Genomic DNA, 25,841 nt, shown 5'->3' on the forward strand with positions numbered 1-25,841 from the left:
ATGGCCAAACCAATTTCACTACATACTATTCTAAATTCTATTTGGAAAAGGATTTTTTTCTTTTTCATAATTAGTCTTTTTCATACTTCATTGTATTCTCAGAATACAACCTCTTGGGTACAAAAACCGGCATCATCTACTTGGGAAACTATTAGTTCAGATGGTCTAGTTAGGGTTGAATGTAGAATTACCGGCGGGGTTTCTATTACAGGAAATGAAACTATGGGTTGTATTTCTAACAACACTTACGGTAATCCTACTCCCGTAGTTTTTGGGGAAACATCTTTAGGTATTTCTATTAATCCATTATTTACGGGGACCTTAGCATTTCACTTCTTTGATGCGGTAACTGGAGATGAGGTATTTATTACTAATCCAAATTTAAATGTTGATAAAGTTGGTACTTATGGTCTTCTGCCTTTAAGTATCATCAGTGGAACAAATACCGGAGTTTTCACTTCTACAAATGGTACATGGACAAATATTGGTAAGAATGGCGATATTTTTGTGTCTACAAATACAGAATTTAAGATAGACGCTGATGCTCTTTTAAGTTTTAACGGCGGTGAGTGTGGAGATAATTCATTTGACGGTACTGGTGGCGGTACTATGAAAATGGATGAAGCCGTTAACGCTATTAATATGGATGTTTCTGTTTCGGGATTACTCTCACTTTTTCAAGAAGATGTTGAGTTTGTAATATCCAATCTAATTATAGCTGAACCAGAAATAGAAGTAACAAAGACAGTTGTAAATAATTTTAGCGCTCCTGTTGTAATGGGTGATGCTGTAGATTATACTATTGAAGTAGAGAACACAGGAAACGTGAAAGTTACCAATGTTACTTTAACAGATACGTTCAAAGATGCTAGCGGAAATACAATTGCATTAAGTAGTGCTCCATCTTTCTTATCTGCAACAATGAGTTCTTCAGAAGGTACGCTGTTAGCTGGTGAAGTGGCTACTTATTCTGCAAGCCATATTTTAACTGCAAATGAGATTGCAGAAGGCGGAGTAATAAATCAGGTAAGTGTAGTGGCAGATAGTCCATACGGTCCGGGTGATACAGATGATCTTTCTGATAATGGAGATGACACAGATGGTAATTTACTTAACGATACTACAGATAGTTTTTTTCCTATTCCCTTAGATGATACCGAAGCAGTAGAAAAGAATAATTCAATTGATATTTTAGCAACTAACAATGATGATTTTGGGGGAAATGGTCCTAACTCTAGTAGTATATTTATTGTAAGTACGCCAACGAACGGTAGTGTATCATTGAATAACAATAGTACAGCTACAAACCCGGTTGATGATTACTTTACTTATACACCTGGTACTGATTATACGGGGACTGATTCTTTTATCTACGGAATAACAGATTCTAAAGGTTATACACGACATGCAACTGTTACAATTACGGTGTATGCATGTCCTAATGCAGGTGTCGACGGTACATTGAATATCTGTGCCGGAGATACATTTGATAACGATGATTTGTTCGCTCAATTGACCGGAAATCCAGATACAGGTGGAACATGGGTCGATAATGGTGATGGAACTCACACGTACACAGTTGCTGCAATAGCACCATGTACAATTGACGATGAAAGTATCGTAACGGTAACCGAACAAGCGCAACCAAATGCAGGTATCGACGGAACCTTGAATATCTGTCAAGGAGATACATTCACAAACGGAGACCTCTTTGCGCAACTAACCGGTTCTCCTGATACAGGCGGAACATGGGTAGATAATGGCAATGGCATACATACGTATACCGTAGCAGCAATAGCACCTTGTGCAACAGACGATGAAAGTATCGTAACGGTAACACAACAAGCGCAACCCAATGCAGGAATTGATGGCACATTGAATATTTGCTCTGGAGATACATTTGATAACGATGATTTATTTGCCCAATTAACGGGAAATCCAGATACAGGTGGAACATGGGTCGATAATGGTGATGGAACTCACACGTACACAGTTGCTGCAATAGCACCATGTACAATTGACGATGAAAGTATCGTAACGGTAACCGAACAAGCGCAACCAAATGCCGGTGTTGATGGAACCTTGAATATTTGCTCAGGAGATACATTTGATAATGATGATTTGTTCTCGCAATTGACCGGTTCTCCAGATACGGGCGGAACTTGGGTTGATAATGGAGATGGAACTCACACGTACACAGTTGCTGCAATAGCACCATGTACAGCAGACGATGAAAGTATCGTAACGGTAACACAACAAGCGCAACCCAATGCGGGAATTGATGGAACGTTGAATATCTGTCAAGGAGATACATTCACCAATGCAGACTTATTCGCCCAGTTAACCGGTTCTCCTGATACAGGTGGAACATGGGTTGACAATAACGATGGAACGCACACTTATACCGTAGCAGCAATAGCACCATGTACAACGGATGATGAAAGTATCGTAACGGTAACCGAACAAGCACAACCAAATGCAGGAATTGATGGAATATTAAATATTTGTTCAGGAGATACTTTTGATAACGATGACCTGTTCGCACAGTTGACCGGCAATCCAGATACGGGTGGAACATGGACAGATAATGGCGATGGAACGCATACGTACACAGTTGCTGCAATAGCACCATGTACAATAGATGACGAAAGTATAGTAACTGTAACAGAACAAGCGCAACCCAACGCTGGAATCGACGGGATATTAAATATATGCGAAGGAGCTACATTCACAAATGCAGACCTTTTTGCCCAATTAACAGGTTCTCCAGATACGGGCGGAACTTGGGTAGACAATAACGATGGAACTCACACGTACACAGTTACTGGAACTGCACCATGTACAACAGACGATGAAAGTATTGTAACGGTAACCGAGCAAGCCCAACCAAATGCAGGAATTGATGGTACATTGAATATTTGCGAAGGAGCTACATTCACAAATTCAGACTTATTCGCACAGTTGACAGGAAATCCAGATTCTGGTGGAACATGGCTAGACAATAACGATGGAACTCATACATACACGGTAGCTGCAACTTCACCATGTACAACTGACGATGAAAGTATCGTAACAGTAACCCAACAAGCGCAACCAAATGCAGGAATCGACGGAACTTTGAATATCTGTCAAGGAGCTACTTTCACAAATGCAGACTTATTCGCACAGTTGACAGGAAATCCAGATACGGGCGGAACTTGGTCAGACAATGGTGATGGAACTCATACGTACACAGTAGCCGCAATTGCACCATGTACAATAGATGACGAAAGTATAGTAACGGTAACCCAACAAGCACAGCCAAATGCGGGAGTTGATGGAACGTTGAATATCTGTCAAGGAGCTACATTCACAAATTCAGACTTATTCGCACAGTTGACAGGCAATCCAGATACGGGTGGAACATGGGCTGATAATGGCGATGGAACTCACACTTATACTGTAGCAGCAATAACGCCTTGTACAACGGACGATGAAAGTATAATAACGGTAACCGAACAAGCACAGCCAAATGCAGGATTTGATGGAACATTGAATATTTGTGTTGGTGATAGTTTTGATAATGATGATCTCTTCGCCCAATTAACAGGCAATCCAGATACAGGTGGGATTTGGGTCGATAATGGTGATGGAACACATACATATACGGTGGCAGCAACTTCACCATGTACAACTGACGATGAAAGTGTCGTAACCGTAACCGAGCAAGCTCAACCCAATGCGGGAATAGACGGGACTTTGAATATCTGTGAAGGAGATACATTTGATAATAATGATTTATTTGCCCAATTAACGGGAAATCCAGATACGGGCGGAACATGGGTTGATAATGGCGATGGAACTCACACGTACACAGTTGCTGCAATAGCACCATGTACAATAGATGATGAAAGCATTGTAACGGTAACCGAACAAACACAGCCAAATGCCGGTGTTGATGGAACCTTGAATATTTGCTCAGGAGATACATTTGATAACGATGACCTGTTCGCACAGTTGACAGGAAATCCAGATACGGGCGGAACTTGGGTAGACAATAACGATGGAACTCACACGTACACAGTTGCTGCAATAGCACCATGTACAATTAACGATGAAAGTATTGTAACCGTAACCGAGCAAGCGCAACCGAATGCAGGAGTCGATGGAACGTTGAATATTTGCTCAGGAGATACATTTGATAACGATGACCTGTTCGCACAGTTGACAGGAAATCCAGATACGGGTGGAACATGGGTCGATAATGGTGATGGAACTCACACGTACACAGTTGCTGCAATAGCACCATGTACAATAGATGATGAAAGTATTGTAACGGTAAACGAACAAACACAACCAAATGCAGGAACCGACGGAACATTGAATATCTGTCAAGGGGATACATTTACTAACGTAGACCTATTTGCACAGTTAACAGGAAATCCAGATAATGGTGGAACTTGGGTAGACAATAACGATGGAACTCACACGTACACAGTTACTGCAACTACACCATGTACTACAGATGATGAAAGTATTGTAACAGTAACCGAGCAAGCACAACCAAATGCAGGAATTGATGGAACTTTGAATAACTGTCAAGGAGCTACATTTAATAATAATGATTTGTTTGCACAATTAACAGGAAATCCGGATACGGGTGGAACTTGGGTAGATAATAACGACGGAACTCATACGTACACAGTAGCAGCAATAGCACCATGTACAATAGATGACGAAAGTATCGTAACGGTAACCGAGCAAGCACAGCCAAATGCAGGTATTGACGGAACATTGAATATCTGTGCAGGAGATACATTTGATAATGATGATTTGTTCGCACAACTGACCGGTTCTCCAGATACTGGAGGAACTTGGGTAGACAATAATGATGGCACTCATATTTACACAGTTACTGCAACTGCACCATGTACAACTGACGATGAAAGTATTGTAACCGTAACCGAGCAAGCACAACCAAATGCAGGAATCGACGGAACGTTGAATATATGCGAAGGAGATACTATTACCAATGCAGACCTTTTTGCACAACTATCAGGTTCTCCTGATGCTGGCGGAACTTGGGCTGATAATGGTAATGACACGTTCTCTTATACAGTTTCGGGGATTGCACCATGTGCTACAAATGACACTAGTATTGTTACTGTAGAATTTAATCAAACTGATGCTGATGGCAACGGAATAATAGATTGTAAAGAAACCATTATAGTATTACCTATTATCACCATAGATGATGTTACAGCAGATAATATTGTTAATGAAACCGAAGCTCAGAATCCGGTTCTTATAACAGGAACAGTTTCGGGGGATTTTATAACGGGAGACATTGTTACTCTAATCATAGATGCTAATGATTACACCGGTCCTGTGAATGAAAATGGTCTTTTTGAAATATCGGTACCTGGCACAGACCTAGTAGCAGATGTTGATAGTACTATTATTGCTTCGGTAACTACGCTAACTATTGAAGGAAACACAGGTTCAGCTTCTGATCAACATACTTATATCGTTGATATTGAACCGCCATTGGTAGATAGTTTTGAAACTATGGATACGTTTCCAATTTTGCTTGGTTTGGGGAGTCCAAATGAGATATTGAACATTACTGTTGAGGTTGGCGATACAGGAATTATTTTAGAATATGTAATTAATACGGACATTAATGGTATTTGGGAAATACGAACAGAAACGGATCAGCCAGAGAATGCTTCATTCCCTATTATAGAACCAGAATTAGTTTTATTTATCACCGCTGAAGATATAGCAGGAAACCAAGGTCAAGGAGAAGTTACTATAATCTTAGATAGCGAGCCTGTTGATAATGATACTGATAATGACGGATTACCAGATGAAGAAGAAATAAGAATTGGTACAGATCCTAATAATCCAGATACGGATGGTGACGGAATCATGGACGGACAAGAGATTGCCGATAGTACTGACCCTTTAGATGCATGTGATTCTTTAGGAGGAACTCCGCCATCTGGTAGTAAATGCGATATTTATGTTGAACTAGATTTGGTGAAACCTGGGGATATAATGAACAGTGGTTTTAAGATTATAAATATTGAAAGGTTTCCTGAAAACTCGGTAAAAATTTATAATAGATACGGAGTTTTAGTTTGGGAAATTGAAGGCTATGAAAATGAAACTCGAGCATTTAAAGGAGTGTCAGAGGGTAGAATTACCATCAATCAGAATGAGAAATTACCTGCTGGCACCTATTATTATGATATCTATTATACGGCAAATGGAGTGGAAAAAATATTAACTGGTTATCTATATGTAATTCAATAGAAGATGAAGAAGATATTCAACATATTCTTTTTGGTTTTCACCTTGACAATAGGTGGTCAGTTTTTTGTGCTTGCTCAGCAAGATGCGCAGTATACTCAATACATGTACAATACTTTTTCAGTAAACCCTGCTTATGCTGGCTCACGTGATGCCTTAAGTATTTCTGCATTGCACAGATCACAATGGGTGGGTAGAGATGGAGCTCCAAATACACAAACTTTAAGTGTTCATGGGCCAACATCAAATAAGGTGGGATTAGGTTTGTCAATAGTACATGATGAGATTGGGAATAATACCAATCAGAATACATACATAGATGCTGCATTCTCGTATACTTTAGATACTTCTGAAAATGATAAATTATCGTTCGGTTTAAAAGCTGGCGGACACCTATTGAATCTAGATTTTAATAACCTTCGAAATTATAGTGCAGGTGGTGTAGCCATAACCGATACAGATCTTTATAAGAAATTTACGCCCAATTTTGGAGCTGGAATTTATTATCACAATGATAAATTTTACACTGGTTTATCTATACCCAACTTCTTGCAAACGGAGCATTTTGATAGTTCTGATGGCAACGAGAGCTTGGTCTCAGTAGATAGGGTTACTTGGTACTTGATTTCTGGTTATGTTTTTGACATGTCGCCATCATTAAAATTTAAACCGGCATTCTTATTAAAAGCAACATCTGGCGCACCGTTACAGGCAGACGTTTCAGCAAATTTTTTATTGAACGATAAGTTTTCAATGGGTGCTGCTTACAGATGGGATGCTGCTTTAAGTGCTTTGTTCGGATTTCAAATGACTCCTGAATTTATGCTTGGACTTGCCTATGATAGTGACATCTCTGAATTGGGTGGCACGAAATATAATAATGGATCTTTCGAAGTATTTCTTAGGTATGAGTTTTTGAAGAAAGATAAAATTGATTTAACCCCTAGATTCTTTTAAATATAAATAGCAATGAACTTTAAATCGTCTACGGTTTTTGTAATACTTCTTTTTATTTCTGCACTGTGTTCTGCACAAAAAGGGAACAAAAAAGCTGTAGCCGATAATTTTGAACATTATGCCTACATGGGCTATGGTTCAACGTATGAAGAGTTGAGTAAAAAAGGAATGTCTGATGAAGATATTTGTAAAAACCTTGGTAATGAAGCTTATTTAAGGGCAAAATATGATGAAGCTAGTTATTGGTATGCAAAGCTGTTAGAACTGAATAGTTCAACTACAGAACCAGACTATATGTACAGATATGCACAATCTTTAAAATCGATTAAAAATTATAAAGATTCTGAGATTTGGATGAAAAAATTCAAGAAGGCTAAAAAGAATGATGTGCGTGCTCAGAACTACAATAAAGATGAAGGTTATTTTGATGAATTAATGACTGCATCAAATGAATATACTATTGAAAACTTAGCTTCCGTAAATTCTAAAGAATCAGATTTTGCACCATCATTCTACAAAGAATTTTTAGTTTTCTCCACTGGTAGGGATTTAGAAACTACTGATCGTAGTTCTACTCCGTACTTAAATCTTTATAAAACAACACGTCCAGAGAAAGGACAGTATAGTACGGCAACTGCATTTTCTGAAGAGTTAAAATCTGTCGCAAATGAATCTTCGACTACTTTTTCAAAAGATGGGAATACCATGTATTTTACGCGAAATAATTATAAAAAGGGTTCTTTCAATAGAGATAAGAATGGTATTAGTAGGTTAAAAATTTACAGAAGTAGGTTTACAGATGGAAAATGGGGAGCTATCGAAGATTTACCATTTAATAGCGACTTGTATTCCGTAGCGCATCCTACATTAAATAACGAGGGAACAAAACTCTATTTTTCTTCGGACATGCCAGGTACATTAGGTGCATCAGATATTTTTATGGTAGCTATTCAGCCGGATGGTAGTTTTGGAACACCAGAGAATTTGGGGTCTAAGGTAAATACCGAAAGTAAAGAGACTTTTCCGTTTATATCAGCATCTGGCGTGCTGTATTTTGCATCTAACGGACACCCAGGTTTAGGAGGGTTGGATATGTTTTCAATCGATTTAAAAAATGAAGGAGCGGTAAAGAATTTGGGTAACCCGATCAATAGCCCAAATGATGACTTTTCAATGATATTCGATGAAGAAACCAATTCAGGTTTTTTCGCTTCTAACCGAAGCGGAGGTGTTGGTAATGATGATATTTATGCGCTGAAAACGATAGACTGTATGGTGACTATTACCGGTACCGTGGTAGATAAGGACACGGAGCAGCCTTTGCCATTTGTTACGGTGAACGGCAAGAATACCTCAGGGGGTAATATAGGCGAGGCAATAACAGATGCCGAGGGTAACTATAGTATAGAAATTCCTTGTCAAGAAAGTCAATATTCAATTGTTGCTAATCTTGACGGTTATGAAGAAGGCTCTATTTTCATGTTTACCACTCCCGATGAAAAGAATATTAAAAATGCACGAGTGGTATTGGAGGAGAGTAGTAAGGTTGCTGTAATTGGAGCAGATTTGGTAAAGGTTTTGAAACTGGCGCCTATCTATTTTGATTTGAACAGTTCATACCTACGTGATGATGCCTTTGAGAATTTAGATAAGGTGGTGGCTTACATGATTAAAAGACCAGAGGTAAAAGTAGAAATAGGATCGCATACAGATAGTAGGGAAGAGGATGGTTACAACCTTTGGCTCTCTGATCGAAGAGCAAAAAGGACAGTAGCTTACATTATTTCTGCAGGAATAGATGAAAGTAGAATAACAGGAAAAGGCTACGGAGAAACCGCACTAATCAATAAATGCGCAAACGGAGTCATTTGTTCTGATCGTGATCATCAATTAAACAGACGTTCAGAGTTTATATTGATTGAGTAAGTCTTAGTTAATATTCTTTGCTACTACTTCTATTTCTTTCACTACATGCATCGGTTTACCGTAAGAAGTAAATCCGTTTAAAATTATCTCGTAGGTTCCTTCTATATCTGAAGTGAAAAAATCAAATTGATAATCGCTAGCTTCAATATTTAAAAGTGGGTTCCAGTATAACATTCTTCTGTAATCTGGTATTCTATTAAACGAAGTGTCTTCTGTTTGATAGGTTTGTATAAAGTAGTTCTTTTTGGCTACAGGTTGGGTAAATGGTACTATTAGACTGTTTTTAGCAGTATAGGTGTCTAAAAAATCGGCGTCAAAGGTTTCAATAGAAATAATACCTTGATACTCTTTCTGTCCTAAACGAAATTGATCTCTAGTCAAACTAATTTTTTCAATTTTACGGGCGTCAAATGCTCTTATAGCTTCATGATGTGGTATAAATACTCCATCAATTAAAACTATAGCGGGGAAGTCGTTGTATTCTTCGTCATAAGACTTAAAATCTTGTCCAATTCTAATATATGCGTCACTAGTATTCGCTTTTCTAAATCCCGAAAACTTCACCACTTCTACCAACGTCTCTTCAAGGGTAGGAAATCTTGTATATTCATCTAGAATAATAACTTCTGGAATACCGCCGTTAAAAATATCTATGGTATTACTCTGTAAAATTGAATCTGGTTTAGTACTAAAAAATTGGTTTTCGATCTGATTTAATACACTTCTATTGGTAAGATATTCTGCATGTTCTTTTGATAATGTAAAGTTAGAAAAAGATAAATCAGTTAAATCAATAGCACCAGGTGTTCCTTTTTCTATAGTATACATTTTGCTTTGGTCTTCAACCTGTATTACCGCCATAGGGTTTTTACGGTCTTTGCGTATGTAAGAATAGAAATTTCCATTTTGGTCGGTTTTAGAAAACTTCAATAATGATTCTTTCCCAGGAATAGAAATAACAACGGGAAGGTTCTCGGCGGGTAATCCTGTCTCACTATTTTTTACTGTTCCATAAACAAGTTCTCCACGCTGTTCTGGTAAAAAGATGCTATCACCAATGGTCTTTTTAATTTCTTTATCTGCATTGAAATATGCATTACCGTAGGTTACGGAATTGAGGGAAGAAGGTAAGTCTATTTCTTCCTTTCTTTTTACTTTGATACTGTAAAAACCATGACCTAAAGTTCCTTTGTAATTTTTGATGTTCAGGTTTACTTTCTCTCGAGGTTGATATGTAGATTGGTTAGTTCTAATTGTAATTGTTGATGAATCTGATACCGAAATAGCCTGAGATGAAATAGACGATAACACATCGGCATTATTTTTTAGAAGGGTAGATTGGTCTACCAAATACGGGTTGATGATTACAATATCATCTTTAAAAACTTGAGATAGACCTGCGTTTTTCATCCATTGGGTATAACCTAAAAGCTTGTACCTGCCCGATGGTATATCTGTAGACACAAAGAAATCTCCATAACCATGCCCTTTGCTCAACTTTACTTTATGTTCAAAAACAAAGTCCTTTGCTTCATTTACGAGTGCTACATACCCAATTGTACTTATTTTAGTGGGGTTATTGGTTTGTGCGTTAAAACAGTGAATTGAATAATACAAGTATTCGCCAGAAAGCACCAATGGTCCGTTATGATCCACATATGCCTTCTCTTGGGGCACTTTTTTTAAATTTAAAAGTTCAGAACCATCTTTGATTACATATTGGGCGTGACCAAGATTGATAATTAAAATGATTATTGTGGTAAGTATTTGTGTTGTCTTCATAAGTGCTATTTAGTCTACCCAAAAATCAGGTTTTATATTACTGCCTAACAGAGTACAATCTCCACATATTGTAGGCACAAAAATAAATGGACCAACGCAAATAGGGTTTGCATCGGGTACCAGGTTTTCTACATAATCGGAATAGTACGTTACCGTTCCTAAATCAATTCTTTCCAGTAATCCTTGAGGACAGGGGTCCATGATGCCATTAAACAATTTAGCAGTCTCAAATCCACAATTAAAGGCGTATGGTGGAGTTTCTTCCGGAAAGAAATCTTCGTAATTCAAAAATATACGCTGTTCTGTAACCCCAACGGCTTCTACATAACCATACACATTTTCAACGCTACCATCTTTACGATGTACGTTTGCGTAAATGGCTCCTGGCTGTACTTGAGAAAATACATTGTCCGATTGAGAAAATGCCTGTAGGGTCTCATAAAAAGAATGTGCGTTTGCAGATTGTACTTGCTGCTGTACTAAAATGCTATACCGTTGTGCGATTATGAAATTATCTTTCGTAATAAACCGTACATTATGTTTAGAAACATTGTCTTGGGTAATGCCTGCCGTGCTGAGTAAATCTATAGTGTTGGAAGAAACGGTATTGTAGCAGATGCGGTCTTCAACTGTTTTTTCTACCACTTCTAAATTATAATCTACGGTATCATCAATACCATCGTAATCTGTTAGTTCAAACTCGAAATTTTGCCAGTAGGGCGCAACAATTTTGTAGGTTTCATCATAGGTATATTTAAAATATTCTGCATTACCTGATAAGGATTCACTGTCTGCATATATGGCTATACCTTCTTCTCCGTTATCATTTTCAGCTTTTTCGGCATATAAATTAGTTATCGCAGAAGTACCTAATACAATTATGGGGTCAGATATATAGCCTGTGCCATTATTTGTATTGATATCTAAAGTATAGTTGGTGCCCATTTCTAATGCGAATGGAGTATTGGATAGATAAATACCATCTTGATTTTCAGTGAATGAATATACTTCTCCATTTTCATTAAGTAAGGACACTATAGCGCCGGTTTCCATGTTAATGCTATCTACAGGTCTACTCCCTAATGGTAAATATGGGTTGTAAATAGTATCGGTTTCTAAGTCTAAACGAACTTCACTTCTGCTTAAATAGACTTTTTGAGTAATAACTTCGTTGGTGAATACAGCTTCTACTACTAATGCAGCTTCTGCTTCATTTTCATTTAGCGTTGCTATTTCAATTTCTTCCACGCAGGAGGCGCAAAAAGTTAGAACAACTAAAAGCGTTAATTTGCGATAATGTGTAAAACTATTTTTAAACATTTATAATTATTATTCTGTCCAAAAATCTGGTTCAATATTACTGCCTAGAGCCGTACAATCACCGCAAACCTTTGGTACAAATATATGTGGACCGCCACAGTCAACATCATTAACATTAGGCTTTACATAGCTTATTAAATCTAGATCTATCTGTTGTATGACCGATTGTGGACATGGATTAGGTCCTCTTGGTCCACTAAAACAAAAAGACACATGAGATTCTGGTGCGGTCAATTCCCTACAATTAAAAGGGTATGGAGGTAATTCTTCGTTAGGATAAAAGTCTGTATAATTGAAAAACAACCTGCTTCTTGAAACGGAAACCACATCAAAAAAACCAATTATACCATTCTGATTGCCATCATTTGCTGAAAGATTTCCTTGTAAAAATCCTGGCTGAACTTGAGAAAAGATGCTTCCGGTTTGGCTGAAGTTATTCAATTGGTCGTAGAAACTAAAAGATGCCGTGCTTGAAACCAATTGTTCTACTTCAATACTATATCTATGGCTTATAATAAAGTTATCTTGGTCAATAAAGCGTACCATGAACTTTTTAACGTTATCACTTAAACTACCTTGTTGTGCCTGTATAATAGTATTAGAAAGGTTGTTGCCATAACAAACTTGCTGCTCTTCTTCCCTTTCTATAATTTCTAGGTCATAGGTGACCAATGGTAACGCACATGGCTCGTAATTAGTGAGCTTAAAAGCTTCAGGCGACCAATTTGGGGCAATAATTTTATAGGTTTCATCATAGGTATAGCGTAAATTTTGTACGTTACCAGACTCATCGGCGTTATCTACGAATATGCCTATACCTTGTGCTCCAGATTCACTTGTCGTTTTTTCTGCGTAAAGATTAGAGATAGCTGCTAAACCTTCAATTTGCATGTTGGTCGAGGAGTATCTTTTTCCGTCTGATGTAATAATATTTAATTGATATGTATTACCCATTTCTGCAGCAAATTTAATATCCGATTCATATATGCCCGGGCTAGCTTCGCTGAACGAATAGGTAGTGCCATTATCATTTTCTATGGTAACTGTGGCGTTAGATTCATAGCGCACCAAATCTCTATTAATATCACGTATAGGTGTATATGGGTTGTAGATAGAATCAATACCTAGGTCAACCAATGTATCCATTCTACTTAAGGTTACCCTATGGTTTTTTATTTCATTGGTCAGTGTGGCCTCAACAATTAAAGTTTTTAGCACGTTTTCATCTGACGCTATACCAAGGTCAACCTCCTCAAGGCAACTGATGAATGCGAATAAAGTCAATATTATAAAAAGTTTATTTTTCATTTTTCGATCCAAAATTCAGGTGTTATATTATCGCCAAATGTTCTGCAATCTACACAGCCTGATGGTTTTACTAAAAATGGAGCACGAGATAGTTCTCCATTATCATCAGGTTCAAAAAAGTTTTCATTATCGCCAATATATGCTATTTGACCAGCTATGATTCCCTCTATTAGAGGTGAATTTGATCCGCGGTCCACTATAACTTTTCCGTCAATTACAGTTGAGTGAAAGCCGTCAGGATAAAGTGCAGGTTCACGAATAACATCACAAGAAATTATATAAGGAGGCAATGGCTCATTAGGGTAAAAATCTTCATAGTTGAAAAATATTCTTTTTTCACTATAAGAGCTTAGTTCAAAGTAACCGAATACAATTGCATCTTCTGAATTTTTAGCGCTTACATTTGATGCTAACATACCGGTCTGTACATTGCTAAATATACTTTCTGAGCTTGAAAAATCTTTTAATGAATTAAAGAAAGCTGCTGCATTGATGTCATGATGATACTGTTTTACTAAAATACTGTACCGATGAGATATGGCATAATTATCACTACCTATAAATCTAACTTCAAAATTCTCTAAATCATTTGTAGTTAAATTACTGGTTGATGTAATTATTAGACTGTTAGATTTATTTGTGCCAAAGCAAATGTCGGCTGGTTCATTTCTTGCGGCTACCGTAACTTCCCAACCATCATCATCTTCACAGAAGAAATCATAATCAACTTCATCCCAATTAAACGGATTATAGTCAGGCGGAATTATTTTATAAGTCTCTTCATATTCATATCTAAAATAATTGGCAGAAGAAGAATTATTTGAATTGCTCACCGTAATTGAAATTCCGTCATTTTCAGAATTATTGAATTTACGTTGCGTCTTAAGTTCTTTTAATTCAATATTAGATGGTAAAGTGGTTTTGTTTGAATGATAAATAACATTGTCAGTGGTTGTAATCTGTAAGGTATATGCTCTACCCTGTTCTAAATTGATAGCTGTTATTGTACTGTAATTTCCTGGCTCGTTTTCAATGAAATCTATAGCCCCTCCCAAATCATCTAGTATACTCACTTGTGCTCCAATTTCTGGAGTTGGTTCAATTTCATCAAATGAGAAAGTTCTTGTCAATAGAATGGTTTGCTGTTTATTTTCATCTGTTATTCTGGCATCGACAACTAATGCTCCATCTAAAACTTCTGTGATGTTTTCAGGTACAAATTCTTCAACACATCCACTTATTTGTAGTGATGTAAAAATTATAAAAACCCATTTTAGTTCTTTTTTCATTTTAAGTGATTTTAAAACTTAAAATTATAGGTGATAGAGGGTATTGGAATAGAGAAAATTGAACTCTGTAATGCCTTAACCTCACCATTATCTGTAACAAAGAACACTGAATAAGGATTGTTTCTGCCTAATACGTTGTAAACCGATATAGTAACAAAACTATGTGCCAGTTTGTTCTTCTTGTGGTTTCCTTCAATATTGAGACCTAAATCTAATCTGTAGAAATCTGGAATTCTGAATTCATTTCTGTCACTAAAAGCAACAAAATCTGCATTGTTGAATCTAAATGTACCTACAGGGTAGGTAATTGGTCTACCCGTTTGGTATACAAAGTTTGCGGATATACTATATCGTTTTGTAAATCGGTAATTTGTAATGACACTTACATCATGGGGCTTATCAAAATTGGAAGGAAAAAATTCTCCATTATTAATACGCTCCTCACTAAATTCGCTATCAAAACGGTACAATGATCTAGAGTAGGTGTAACTAAGCCATCCGTTAAAATCACCGCTTTTCTTTTTTAGCAGAAATTCTACTCCGTACGCCTTACCATCACCCTGTAATATCTGTGTTTCTACATTTTCATTTAAGAACAGGTTGGCACCAGTTTTAAAATCGAGTACATTTTCCATTTTCTTGTAATAGCCTTCAATACTTAATTCGTACTCATTTTCTTTAAAGTTTTTATAAAAACCTAAAGAAGCTTGGTAGCCCTTTTGAGCTTCAATATTTAAGTCGGATAGTTTCCACGTATCTATGGGAGAAACCGTGGTGTTGTTAGAAAGCGTATGTAAAAATTGGTAAGAATTATTGAGACTTGCTTTAACAGAAAAATCAGGAGTGAACAAATACCTAGCTGAAACTCTAGCTTCTGGACCGCCATAGGTTTTTATATTTTCACCACTTGAATACGCTATGGTATCTTGAACGGTAGATTCATTTTTTGGCATACCTTCTTCGTAGGTTCTTTGGGTAGCTTCACCTAAAGCGGCAAAAAATGCATATCTCACCCCTAAATTGAAAGATAGTTTATCACTAACGGTTATTTCGTCTCCAATAAAAAGAGCAGCTTCAACCGCTTGCTCCTTATCAATCAAAAGTTCACTTATATCAGATTCGCTACCATCTGGTTCAATACTTCCTGGATTAACAGAGTAATACTTGGCAGAAGCACCATAATCTAGCTTGTTTTTATCGTTTAGAACTGTCCCAAGCTTATATTTTAACTCAGTTTCGTTGATGCTGTAATCTAAATTAAAATCGGTATTTGATTCGCCATCAAAATCAATTCCAAATCCATAATTACTATTATCAACAATCAAGGCGCTACTGGTTTTATCACTCATTCTGTGATCCCAGCGCAAAGAGAAAAGGCGGTTGTCATAATTGTATAAAGAATCTGATGTAATACTAAAGGCATCTCTACTGTAGTAAGCTGTTGCTTTTACTTCATTTTTATCATTTATTTTATTGTGATATTTAACGATACCGTCAAAGAAAGAGGCGTTGCTATTGCTTAATGATTCATCATCTAAAGAACGTAGAATCCAATCTGCATAAGCACCTCTACCACCAACAACAAGTGAAGATTTTTCTTTTTCTAGCGGAATTTCCAATGCCAAATTTCCGGTAACGGGACCAATAGAACCCTCACCTGAGAATTTTTCTACATTTCCATTTTTTGTTCTGATGTCAAAAACTGAGGATATTCTTCCGCCAAATTCAACTGGTATAGCTCCTTTATAAATGTCCACACCTTTTGTCGTAAATGGATTTAATGCTTGAAAGATTCCGAAAAAGTGTTGTGGGTTGTATATAACGGCATCGTCTAACAACACTAGGTTTTGGTCTGTTTTGCCACCACGTACATTTAAACCCATAGCGCCTTCTCCGGCAGATGAAATACCTGGTAATGCTTTGGCAACTGAAAGAATATCTCTTTCACCTAATACTAAAGGAATATTTTTAGATTCTTCAGAATCTATTTGTTCACTTCCCGTAATTGCTTCTTCGACATTTTTAAATGCATCTGCTTCTACAATTACTTCATCTAATTGCTGTAAACCCTCTTCCATTAATAAATCTAAATTACCATTGTTGAACATGATAACTTCACGATCTGTAGTGGCAATACCCATTGCTCGTAAACTAAGTTCATTATAACCTGCAGGTAATTGTAAACTGTAATTACCATTAGCGTCTGTAACCGTAATTTGATTAGACCCTTTTACACGTATTGCTAAATCTTGAATAGCTTCTCCTGTTTTTGAATTGATTGCCCTTCCTTGAAGTCTATAGGTCTCTTGTAAATTACTTGGGTCACTTTTACCAACCTTGGCAACGTTATAATTACGAGCAGTTTTGCTATTGGTTGTATAAAATGTAGGTTGAGGTGCCTTTGTTTTTGTTTGTGAATGACTATTGTTTTCAGTAATGGCATCGTAACCAAAAAAGCCATTAGGTAGTTGGTCATAAACTATGGTGTTCTCTAAAAGAATTATACGTTTTTGAGTTTCTAAAATGTAATAATTTAACGAAGTGTCTGCAAGAATTGAATCTAAAACATTGTTTAGGTTATCATTTTCAAATTTAGTTGAAATGGTAATACCTTCTGTCCAAGGTTCTAGAAAGAAGAATTGGTAATTTGTCTGTTTTTCAATGTCTGATATGACTACCTCTATAGGTGCTGATGAATACTGACCACTTATACTATCTGTTTTTTGAGAAAAACTATAGTTAAAAACAGAAATGAGTATTAAGATAGCAAGGCTCTTTTTAAGAAATTGAATAGGTCTTAAAAACCAATTTGATTTAATAAATGTTGTAAATAAACATTTGTCATTAAGTTGTTTAGTCATTTTGAGTGGTTGGATTCTTACAAGATATAAAAAAGTAGAACAACTAAAAATGTGATATATAAAAAAATCGTAATGTAATTTTGAATTATGTGTAATTAGAAACTATTATTTTATGAATTTAGTTTTTTGGGGCTAATTGGTTTATTATTTGAATGTTAGACCTTAAATAAAACAAAGAGTTTTTTGTTTTTTGAAAAAAGATATCATTAATCCATTTTACTTCATATCAGTATTTTATTACTATTTTTAACAGAAATTCTTGTTAAAAATTCTAAATTGGATCAGTTATATACCAACAACATGCTTCAAGAAAGGCATCATCAAATTTTTATAGAACAAACTCCTACGGCAATTGCCATGTTAGATACTAATATGGTCTACTTAGCTGTTTCCAAAAGATGGTTAAAAGATTTTAAATTAGAGGGTCAAGATATTGTCGGAAAATCTCATTACGATGTCTTTCCTGAAATAGGTGATGATTGGAAAGTTAAAAATCGAGAGTGCTTAAATGGCGCCATTGATGTTTGTGATGAAGCTCCTTTTTATCGTAAAGACGGTTCTGTACAATGGATTTATTGGGATGTTCGTCCATGGTATAATCAACAAGGTGAAATAGGTGGTTTGCTTATGCATACTGGCGATATAACCGAAAAAAAAGAAAAAGAATTACAAAAAGATCGCGTAGACTCTATTTTAGAAGACACCAGCGAAATAGCAAGAATAGGTATTTGGGAAATGAATCTATTTACCAATGAAATTATTTGGAGTAAATTGATTTATGAAATTTATGGCGTGTCTGAAGATTATATACCTAACATAAGTAGTAATCTAGATTTTTGTACAAATAATGAGAGTAAAAAATTGGTGGAAGCAGCAATCGTAAATCTCATGGAAAAAGGAATTCCTGTTGATATAGAATATGAAATAAAAAATGGAAAAGGAGAGGTAAGGTTTGTTAAGGTAATAGGTAAAATTGAATACATTGAAGGTGTTGCTTCAAGATTGTTTGGTATAATTCAGGATCTTACTTCTATTAAGCAATCTGAAAAAAAGCTTTTTAAAGCGCATACGGAACTAGAGGCTATTTTTAATTCTAAATCTATTGCCGTAGTAACTACTGATAAAAATGGAGTAATAAATCGATTTAATAGTGGAGCGGAACAACTTTTGGGGTATACATCTGAAGAATTGATCGGCAAACATAAGCCTGAAATTTATTTGCTCAAAGATGAATTAGAGCAATTTAGAACTGATATGATTTCCCAGTTTAGCAATGATATTTCGGATAAAAGTTTTAACTATAGAAATGAAAATATCAATGATACTAGACAATGGATCTATAGAAGAAAAAATGGGTCAACATTCCCTGTATTATCAACGATAACGGCTGTTAATAATAATCAGGGTGAAAATGAAGGATTCATTGCAGTTGCTACTGATATTTCTAAGATTAAAGAAGTCAAGGATGAATTAAAAAGAAAAAATAATCTTTTAAATCATGCAGAACAAATTACCAAGATGGGAAATTGGCAATGGAAATTGGCAAAGAACACTGTTGTTTGGTCTTCAAACCTATATGGCATTTTTGATATTGAAGAGGGTAGTGTTGAATTAGAATATGACACATATTTAGATTTTGTTCACCCAGAGGATAAAGACCAAGTTCTTAAACATATAGAAAAATTTATAGCGGATAGAGAAAAGAAAGGTCTTGTTCATCGCATTCAATTAAAGGACGGAACAGTTAAAACATTAAAAATAATTGGTGAAGTCATTACCAATGCTAAAGGCGAAATTGTAGAAGTAATTGGAGCATGTCAAGACATAACAGAAGCTAAAATAGCGGAAGAGAAGTTAATAGCTGCAAAAGAAGAATTAGAGATTTTTGCACAAAAGCTTTCGTCTCAAAATCAGCAGTTGGCAGATTTTACACATATTACTTCACATAATTTGAGAGCACCTGTAGCCAATCTTAACTCTTTATTGGAAATTTATAGTTATTCTGATGATGAAGAAGAACGCGCAGATATTTTTGATAAATTCAGCAATGTCATAGATCACTTATCTTCTACCTTGAATACGCTTATTGAGGCTTTAAAGACAAAGGTGGGTGATGCTAATGAGAATCTTGAAAAATGTGATTTTAACAACGCATTTGAAAACACTACAGAGATATTAAGCGGAGAAATCTTAAAAAGTGGGGCAACTGTAACTGGTGACTTTTCTAGGGTTTCAAATATTGATTATAATTCAATCTATCTTGAAAGTATTTTTCTAAATTTGATCGGAAATGCAATTAAGTATAGATCAGAAAATAGAAGCCCCGAAATAAATATTACTTCCGAAATTATAAATGGAAAGATTAATCTAAAATTTCAGGATAATGGTCTTGGTATTGATCTAAAAAAGCATGGACATAAGCTTTTTGGACTCAATAAAATTTTTCACAGACACCCAGATGCAAAGGGTGTCGGTTTGTTTCTGACAAAAACGCAAATTGAAGCCATGGGCGGTACTATTACAGCCGCTAGTGAGGTGAATGTCGGTACAACGTTTATAATTAATTTTTAAGTAAGCTTGCTATGAGTAATATTTTGAAAACGTGTATTGTTGATGATGATTCCATCTATCGCTTCACAATGGTAAAAACGCTACAATCTACCAACTTACCAATGGAGATAATGGCTTTTTCTGATGGAGAAGAGGCAATTGATTTTATGTTGGATAATCTTAATCAAGATTCCGTATTTCCCGATGTCATTTTTCTTGATATTGATATGCCCATTATGGACGGATTTCAATTCATGGAAGAGTACATTAAAATTAAGCCTAGAGTAGGTAAAATAATTACCATTTATATGGTGTCATCTTCCTTAGATCCAGTTGATATGGAAAGAGCAAAGAAAATTAGCGCTATTTCAGATTACATTGTAAAACCAATTGGTTTGGGTAGATTAAAGAGTATTTTAGAAGAGTTGTTGAAAGATAGAAAAGACTAACCTTTGTTAGGATGTAAAAAATTTTTAAGGGCATCATTCAAATGAATAGGATTAAGCTAAAACGCTAAATACCAGTAATTTTGATCGAACCTAAAAATTAAAATATGTCTTTATTAACAATTATTTTAAATATATTACTACCACCATTAGCTGTTTTTATGAAACACGGTATTGGTACTACACTTTTAATAAGTATTCTATTGACATTACTTGCTTGGTTACCGGGTGTAATTCATGCTTTTATTGTAAATCAATAAATTGTAACATAAAATTTGTCTTGCCTACTTATGTTAAGGCAGTGACATTTAGAAACCGAATAGCTATCAAAATGATGATAGTTGTTCGGTTTTTTATTGATATAATATATTTATAGGTCTTTTTTTGTTCTTGCTATATTTCGGTACAGTTGTTAACACTTATTGTGAAGCAATACTATAAAGTAGGGACATATAAATTTTAACTTTAATATGTTAGTAAACATTTTTATAATCGACTATTTGGTTTTAAAAATATTTGCATCAATTATTGATAATTCCAACTCAAATTAATATTCTGAACAAATGATCAAGAATTTCAAAATAGTAATAGGTTTAGCATGTTTAACCGTTTTAGCTTGTAAGAATCCTAATAAAAAAGATGAAATAAATTCAAAGGAAAATCCAGTTGTAGAAAGCCAACAAGAAAGCGCAGAGGCTATTATTCAAAATGCCATTCAGGCTCATGGTGGTACTGCTTATGATACTGCAAATTATGAGTTTGTATTTAGGAATAAAATGTACAAGTTCAATAATGCCAATGGATTTTCTTATCGAGTAAATTTTAAGGATAGTATTGGTAATAGAATTCAAGATGATTTAAACAATGGGTCATTCATAAGAACTGTAAATGAAAAGGTTGTTGATCTATCTGAAAAGGATATTGCAATACATAGTAATGCGTTGAATTCCGTTATATATTTTGCCACACTACCACATAAATTAAATGATACCGCTGTTCATAAAGAGCTTGTTGGCAAAACGGTTATTAAAGATGAAGATTATGATGTTGTACGTGTTACTTTTGGTAAAGAAGGCGGTGGTACAGATCATGATGATATCTTTATGTATTGGATCAATAAACAATCTCACTTTGTTGATTATCTAGCGTATAGTTACAGCGTTAATGATGGTGGTGTGCGTTTTAGAAGTGCCTATAACCCTAGAACTATTGATGGTATTCGTTTTCAAGACTACATAAATTGGGCAGCTCCGGTGGGCACTCCTTTAAAAGATTTACCTGCAATGTTCGAAAAAAACGAACTTAAAGAACTGTCTAGAATTGAAACGGAAAAAGTGCGAAATCTAACCGCAATTGAATAGATAGAATAGTCTACATTCTAGTATAGTTTTTATTCCATAATCGAAATTTAAATAAAACTTTAAATCAATGTTTTTTGGGCTAGTCCCAAGGTTATTTTCTTATTGTATCTTTGAGAGATTACGTTAAATTCGGTTTTAATAATTAAATCAAAAAACTCGTTTTTTAATTAAACTCTGTCTTATATGAAGGGTGATACTTTGTTTGAAGATTTTAAGACCATTTCTGAAAAAGAATGGAAACAGAAAATTCAATATGATCTAAAAGGAAAAGATTATAATGAGGAAGTTGTATGGGATTCTCCTGAAGGAATTAAAGTAAAACCTTTTTACCATGCAGATGATTTGGAGCATGTAAAGGTAAAATCGACGCAAATTTCTTCTTGGAAAATTGGTCAGTCCATTTATGCCGGTAATGCTATAATGGCAAATGAAAAAGCGCTCAAAAGCATACAGAAAGGTGCAGAAGCTCTTCGGTTTCTTATTCCTGAAGAATCAATAGATATTGCCGTTGTTTTGAACAATATTGATTTGAGCACTGTGGAAGTGTATTTAAACATGCAATTTTTGTCTAAAGAGTTCATGTCTAAAACGCTTTCCAAAATTCCTCAATCAAAAAATTTACATTTTCAAGCAGATCCCATTGGTAACTTGGCAAGATCAGGTAATTGGTATTCATCAATGTCTTCAGATATAGGACTGGTGAATGATTTAGTTTCTACTGAAATTGAAAATTTGCTTAGTATAGATGTTTCGCTTTATGAAAATGCGGGAGCGGATATGGTGCAACAATTGGCTTATGCACTGTCTCATGCAAATGAGTATTTGAATATATTGCAAGAGGGCATTACTCTTTCTAAATTAAAAAGTATAGATTTTAAGGTAGCAGTTGGTGGTAATTATTTCTTTGAAATAGCCAAGCTAAAAGCATTACGCAATCTTTGGGATGTTTTGGCAAATGCATATGAAATTTCTATTCCTTGTCACATCACTACTGAGCCATCAAAACGCAACAAAACTATTTATGATTATAATGTAAATATGTTGCGCACCACAACAGAATGTATGTCTGCGGTGTTAGGTGGTTCTAACACGGTTTTTAATCTTAATTATAACGCTGTTTATAAAAAGGACAATGATTTTGCTGATCGTATAGCTTTGAATCAGCTCATATTGCTGAAAGAAGAAAGTTATTTTGATAAGGTAGAAAACCCGGCAGAGGGCAATTATTATATTGAAACTATTACGAGCCAATTAGCAGAGAAAGCTTTGATTTTATTTAAGGCTATCGAGAAAGATGGCGGATTCTTAAAGCAATTAAAGAACCATACTATACAGAATAGAATTGCTGATGGGGCACGTAAACAGCAAGAGAGATTCAATGAAAAGAAGACTGTTCTGGTAGGTACAAATGCATATCAGAATGAAAACGATAAAATGGATCATGAATTAGAGTTGTATCCGTTTGTGAAAAAGAATCCTAGAAAAACGTTGATAACGCCCATTATAGAAAAACGACTGGCAGAAGAGCTAGAGCAAAACCGTTTGTCACATGAGTAGAAAAGATTTGCAACATATTCAATTGGCTACTTCGGCTACAACTGGTAATAGTCAAAAAAACCTCAAAGGTAAATCTGATGAAGCTCCGTTTATCACTGCGGAAACAATTCCGTTGAAAAAGAGCTACACAAAAGAAGATATTGAAGGTATTGAACACTTAAATTTTGCGGCAGGTATACCACCATTTTTACGCGGACCTTATTCTACAATGTACGTACTACGTCCGTGGACAATAAGACAGTATGCCGGATTTTCAACTGCAAAAGAAAGTAATGAGTTCTACAGAAAGAACTTAAAAGCAGGACAAAAAGGATTGTCGGTTGCTTTTGATCTACCTACACATAGAGGTTATGATAGTGATCATGAGCGTGTAGTCGGTGATGTTGGTAAAGCGGGTGTGGCCATAGATACGGTTGAAGATATGAAAGTACTTTTTGATGGTATACCACTGAATGAAATGTCTGTTTCTATGACCATGAATGGTGCAGTACTACCTATTATGGCGTTCTATATTGTTGCTGCAGAAGAACAAGGGGTGTCCTTAGACAAGTTAGCCGGAACCATACAAAATGATATTCTAAAAGAGTTTATGGTGCGTAATACGTACATCTATCCGCCAAAACCTTCAATGCAATTGGTAGCAGATATATTTGAGTATACTAGTAAGCATATGCCCAAGTTCAATAGTATAAGTATATCTGGGTATCATATGCACGAAGCTGGTGCGCCTGCACATTTAGAATTGGCATATACGCTATCTGACGGATTGGAATATATTAAGACAGGAATAAAAGCCGGATTAAAGATCGATGATTTTGCACCACGACTTTCCTTTTTCTGGGGAATAGGGATGAACCACTTTATGGAAATTGCCAAAATGCGTGCTGCTAGAATGTTGTGGGCAAAGGTGGTCAAAGAGTTTAATCCTAAGAACGAAAAATCGTTAATGCTTAGAACGCATTGCCAAACTAGTGGTTGGAGCCTAACGGAACAAGATCCTTTCAATAATGTTGCAAGAACTACTATAGAGGCTGCTGCTGCCGTTTTTGGTGGTACACAGAGCCTACATACCAATGCTTTGGATGAAGCCATTGCCTTGCCTACAGATTTCTCTGCTAGAATTGCTAGGGAAACCCAAATATATTTGCAGCAAGAAACCAATATGACCAAAACTGTTGATCCTTGGGCTGGTAGTTATTATGTGGAAAAATTAACGCATGATTTGGTACATAAGGCTTGGGAGTTGATGGAAGAGGTAGAGAACCTTGGCGGTATGACCAAAGCAATTGAAACCGGAATACCGAAAATTAGAATAGAGGAAGCAGCGGCAAGAAAACAAGCAAGAATAGACAGTCAGCAAGATGTGATTGTCGGTGTCAACAAGTATCAATTAACAGAAGAAGACGAACTTCAAATTTTAGAGGTCGATAACAAAGAAGTACGCAGGCAGCAATTAGAACGCTTAGAAGAAGTAAAGGCAAATAGAAATACAGTTATGGTCGTCGAACTATTGCAGGAGCTAACCATTGCGGCCAAGAATAAATTGAAGGATAGCGATTCGGAAGAAAATTTACTAGCTTTAGCAGTAGCTGCAGCAAGAGAGAGAGCAACTTTAGGTGAGATAAGTAGTGCCTTAGAAGAGGCATTTGGCAGGCATAAGGCAATTATTAATTCATTTACTGGCGTGTATTCAAAGGAAATCAAGGAAGATAGTAGTTTTAAGAAAGCACAAGAACTAGCAGATAGGTTTGCGGAGCAAGACGGGCGCAGACCACGTATTATGGTGGCTAAAATGGGTCAAGACGGTCATGATCGAGGAGCTAAGGTTGTTGCTACAGGTTATGCCGATTTAGGGTTTGATGTGGATATAGGTCCGCTTTTTCAAACACCAAAAGAAACCGCAAAGCAGGCAGTAGAGAACGATGTGCATATATTGGGAATCTCTTCTCTTGCTGGAGGACACAAAACTTTAGTGCCAGAAGTAGTTAAAGAACTTAAAAGCTATGGTCGCGAAGATATTATGGTTATTGTTGGGGGAGTGATACCTAAACAGGATTATAGTTTTCTAAAGGAAGCAGGTGCAACAGCTGTATTTGGTCCGGGAACCAAGATCAGTGATGCAGCTATTCAATTGTTAGAAATACTGATAGAATAACAACAAAATTGTAAAATAAAAATGCCCGAGCAATG

The 25,841-nt window shown here is 35.8% G+C and carries 14 protein-coding genes; 9 read left to right on the plus strand and 5 right to left on the minus strand.

Annotated elements, in window-relative coordinates; translation table 11 throughout:
- Genes PXD56_RS02010 through PXD56_RS02020 form a run of 3 tightly spaced genes read left to right on the plus strand, consistent with a single transcriptional unit; the run spans position 1 to position 9,177 of the window.
- A complete protein-coding gene (locus tag PXD56_RS02010; RefSeq protein ID WP_276491686.1) occupies positions 1 to 6,297 on the plus strand; it encodes a T9SS type B sorting domain-containing protein in 6,297 nt (2,098 codons plus the stop codon).
- Positions 6,298 to 6,300: 3 nt separating this feature from the next.
- Positions 6,301 to 7,251 carry a PorP/SprF family type IX secretion system membrane protein gene (locus tag PXD56_RS02015; RefSeq protein WP_276491687.1) on the plus strand — a complete coding sequence of 317 codons (951 nt, stop codon included), beginning with the start codon at positions 6,301 to 6,303 and terminating at the stop codon, positions 7,249 to 7,251.
- Positions 7,252 to 7,263: 12 nt separating this feature from the next.
- Positions 7,264 to 9,177 (plus strand): OmpA family protein, encoded by a 1,914-nt coding sequence (locus tag PXD56_RS02020; protein WP_276491688.1) that lies wholly within the window; start codon positions 7,264 to 7,266, stop codon positions 9,175 to 9,177.
- Positions 9,178 to 9,180: 3 nt separating this feature from the next.
- On the opposite strand, the gene PXD56_RS02025 is transcribed toward PXD56_RS02020, so the two are convergent.
- From PXD56_RS02025 to PXD56_RS02045, 5 genes are all read right to left on the minus strand, one after another.
- Positions 9,181 to 10,959, minus strand: a complete 1,779-nt coding sequence (locus PXD56_RS02025) for a hypothetical protein (protein WP_276491689.1) — start codon at positions 10,957 to 10,959, stop codon at positions 9,181 to 9,183.
- A 9-nt stretch (positions 10,960 to 10,968) separates the two neighbouring features.
- The gene (locus tag PXD56_RS02030) at positions 10,969 to 12,207 is read right to left on the minus strand and encodes a DUF4249 domain-containing protein (protein ID WP_276491690.1); all 1,239 of its coding nucleotides are present in this window, start codon (positions 12,205 to 12,207) and stop codon (positions 10,969 to 10,971) included.
- 81 nt (positions 12,208 to 12,288) lie between these two features.
- Positions 12,289 to 13,587, minus strand: a complete 1,299-nt coding sequence (locus PXD56_RS02035) for a DUF4249 domain-containing protein (protein ID WP_276491691.1) — start codon at positions 13,585 to 13,587, stop codon at positions 12,289 to 12,291.
- A complete protein-coding gene (locus PXD56_RS02040) occupies positions 13,584 to 14,876 on the minus strand; it encodes a DUF4249 domain-containing protein (RefSeq protein ID WP_276491692.1) in 1,293 nt (430 codons plus the stop codon). Before PXD56_RS02040 ends, PXD56_RS02035 begins: the two co-directional genes overlap by 4 nt.
- A gap of 11 nt (positions 14,877 to 14,887) precedes the next feature.
- Positions 14,888 to 17,737 (minus strand): TonB-dependent receptor, encoded by a 2,850-nt coding sequence (locus tag PXD56_RS02045; RefSeq protein ID WP_276491693.1) that lies wholly within the window; start codon positions 17,735 to 17,737, stop codon positions 14,888 to 14,890.
- 276 nt (positions 17,738 to 18,013) lie between these two features.
- Here PXD56_RS02045 and PXD56_RS02050 point away from each other — a divergent pair, with 276 nt between their 5' ends.
- From PXD56_RS02050 to scpA, 6 genes are all read left to right on the plus strand, one after another.
- Positions 18,014 to 20,308 (plus strand): PAS domain-containing sensor histidine kinase, encoded by a 2,295-nt coding sequence (locus PXD56_RS02050; protein WP_276491694.1) that lies wholly within the window; start codon positions 18,014 to 18,016, stop codon positions 20,306 to 20,308.
- An 11-nt stretch (positions 20,309 to 20,319) separates the two neighbouring features.
- Positions 20,320 to 20,736, plus strand: coding sequence for a response regulator (locus PXD56_RS02055; protein WP_276491695.1), 417 nt, complete (start codon positions 20,320 to 20,322; stop codon positions 20,734 to 20,736).
- Between the two features lie 104 nt (positions 20,737 to 20,840).
- Positions 20,841 to 20,993, plus strand: a complete 153-nt coding sequence (locus tag PXD56_RS02060) for a YqaE/Pmp3 family membrane protein (RefSeq protein WP_036151377.1) — start codon at positions 20,841 to 20,843, stop codon at positions 20,991 to 20,993.
- A gap of 303 nt (positions 20,994 to 21,296) precedes the next feature.
- The gene (locus PXD56_RS02065) at positions 21,297 to 22,094 is read left to right on the plus strand and encodes a DUF6503 family protein (RefSeq protein ID WP_276491696.1); all 798 of its coding nucleotides are present in this window, start codon (positions 21,297 to 21,299) and stop codon (positions 22,092 to 22,094) included.
- A gap of 183 nt (positions 22,095 to 22,277) precedes the next feature.
- A complete protein-coding gene (locus PXD56_RS02070) occupies positions 22,278 to 23,651 on the plus strand; it encodes a methylmalonyl-CoA mutase subunit beta (RefSeq protein ID WP_276491697.1) in 1,374 nt (457 codons plus the stop codon).
- A complete protein-coding gene (gene scpA / locus PXD56_RS02075) occupies positions 23,644 to 25,806 on the plus strand; it encodes a methylmalonyl-CoA mutase (protein ID WP_276491698.1) in 2,163 nt (720 codons plus the stop codon). The genes PXD56_RS02070 and scpA overlap by 8 nt, the downstream gene beginning before the upstream one ends.
- Positions 25,807 to 25,841 lie beyond the last annotated feature (35 nt).

Source organism: Maribacter zhoushanensis, assembly GCF_029350975.1.
Lineage (GTDB): Bacteria > Bacteroidota > Bacteroidia > Flavobacteriales > Flavobacteriaceae > Maribacter > Maribacter zhoushanensis.

Excerpts from the sequence above, each read along its gene's own strand:
- PXD56_RS02010 (WP_276491686.1), top strand. The coding sequence starts at position 1 with ATGGCCAAACCAATTTCACTACATACTATTCTAAATTCTATTTGGAAA.
- PXD56_RS02015 (WP_276491687.1), top strand. The coding sequence starts at position 6,301 with ATGAAGAAGATATTCAACATATTCTTTTTGGTTTTCACCTTGACAATA.
- PXD56_RS02020 (WP_276491688.1), top strand. The coding sequence starts at position 7,264 with ATGAACTTTAAATCGTCTACGGTTTTTGTAATACTTCTTTTTATTTCT.
- PXD56_RS02025 (WP_276491689.1), bottom strand. The coding sequence starts at position 10,959 with ATGAAGACAACACAAATACTTACCACAATAATCATTTTAATTATCAAT.
- PXD56_RS02035 (WP_276491691.1), bottom strand. The coding sequence starts at position 13,587 with ATGAAAAATAAACTTTTTATAATATTGACTTTATTCGCATTCATCAGT.
- PXD56_RS02040 (WP_276491692.1), bottom strand. The coding sequence starts at position 14,876 with ATGAAAAAAGAACTAAAATGGGTTTTTATAATTTTTACATCACTACAA.
- PXD56_RS02045 (WP_276491693.1), bottom strand. The coding sequence starts at position 17,737 with ATGACTAAACAACTTAATGACAAATGTTTATTTACAACATTTATTAAA.
- PXD56_RS02055 (WP_276491695.1), top strand. The coding sequence starts at position 20,320 with ATGAGTAATATTTTGAAAACGTGTATTGTTGATGATGATTCCATCTAT.
- PXD56_RS02060 (WP_036151377.1), top strand. The coding sequence starts at position 20,841 with ATGTCTTTATTAACAATTATTTTAAATATATTACTACCACCATTAGCT.
- PXD56_RS02065 (WP_276491696.1), top strand. The coding sequence starts at position 21,297 with ATGATCAAGAATTTCAAAATAGTAATAGGTTTAGCATGTTTAACCGTT.
- PXD56_RS02070 (WP_276491697.1), top strand. The coding sequence starts at position 22,278 with ATGAAGGGTGATACTTTGTTTGAAGATTTTAAGACCATTTCTGAAAAA.
- scpA (WP_276491698.1), top strand. The coding sequence starts at position 23,644 with ATGAGTAGAAAAGATTTGCAACATATTCAATTGGCTACTTCGGCTACA.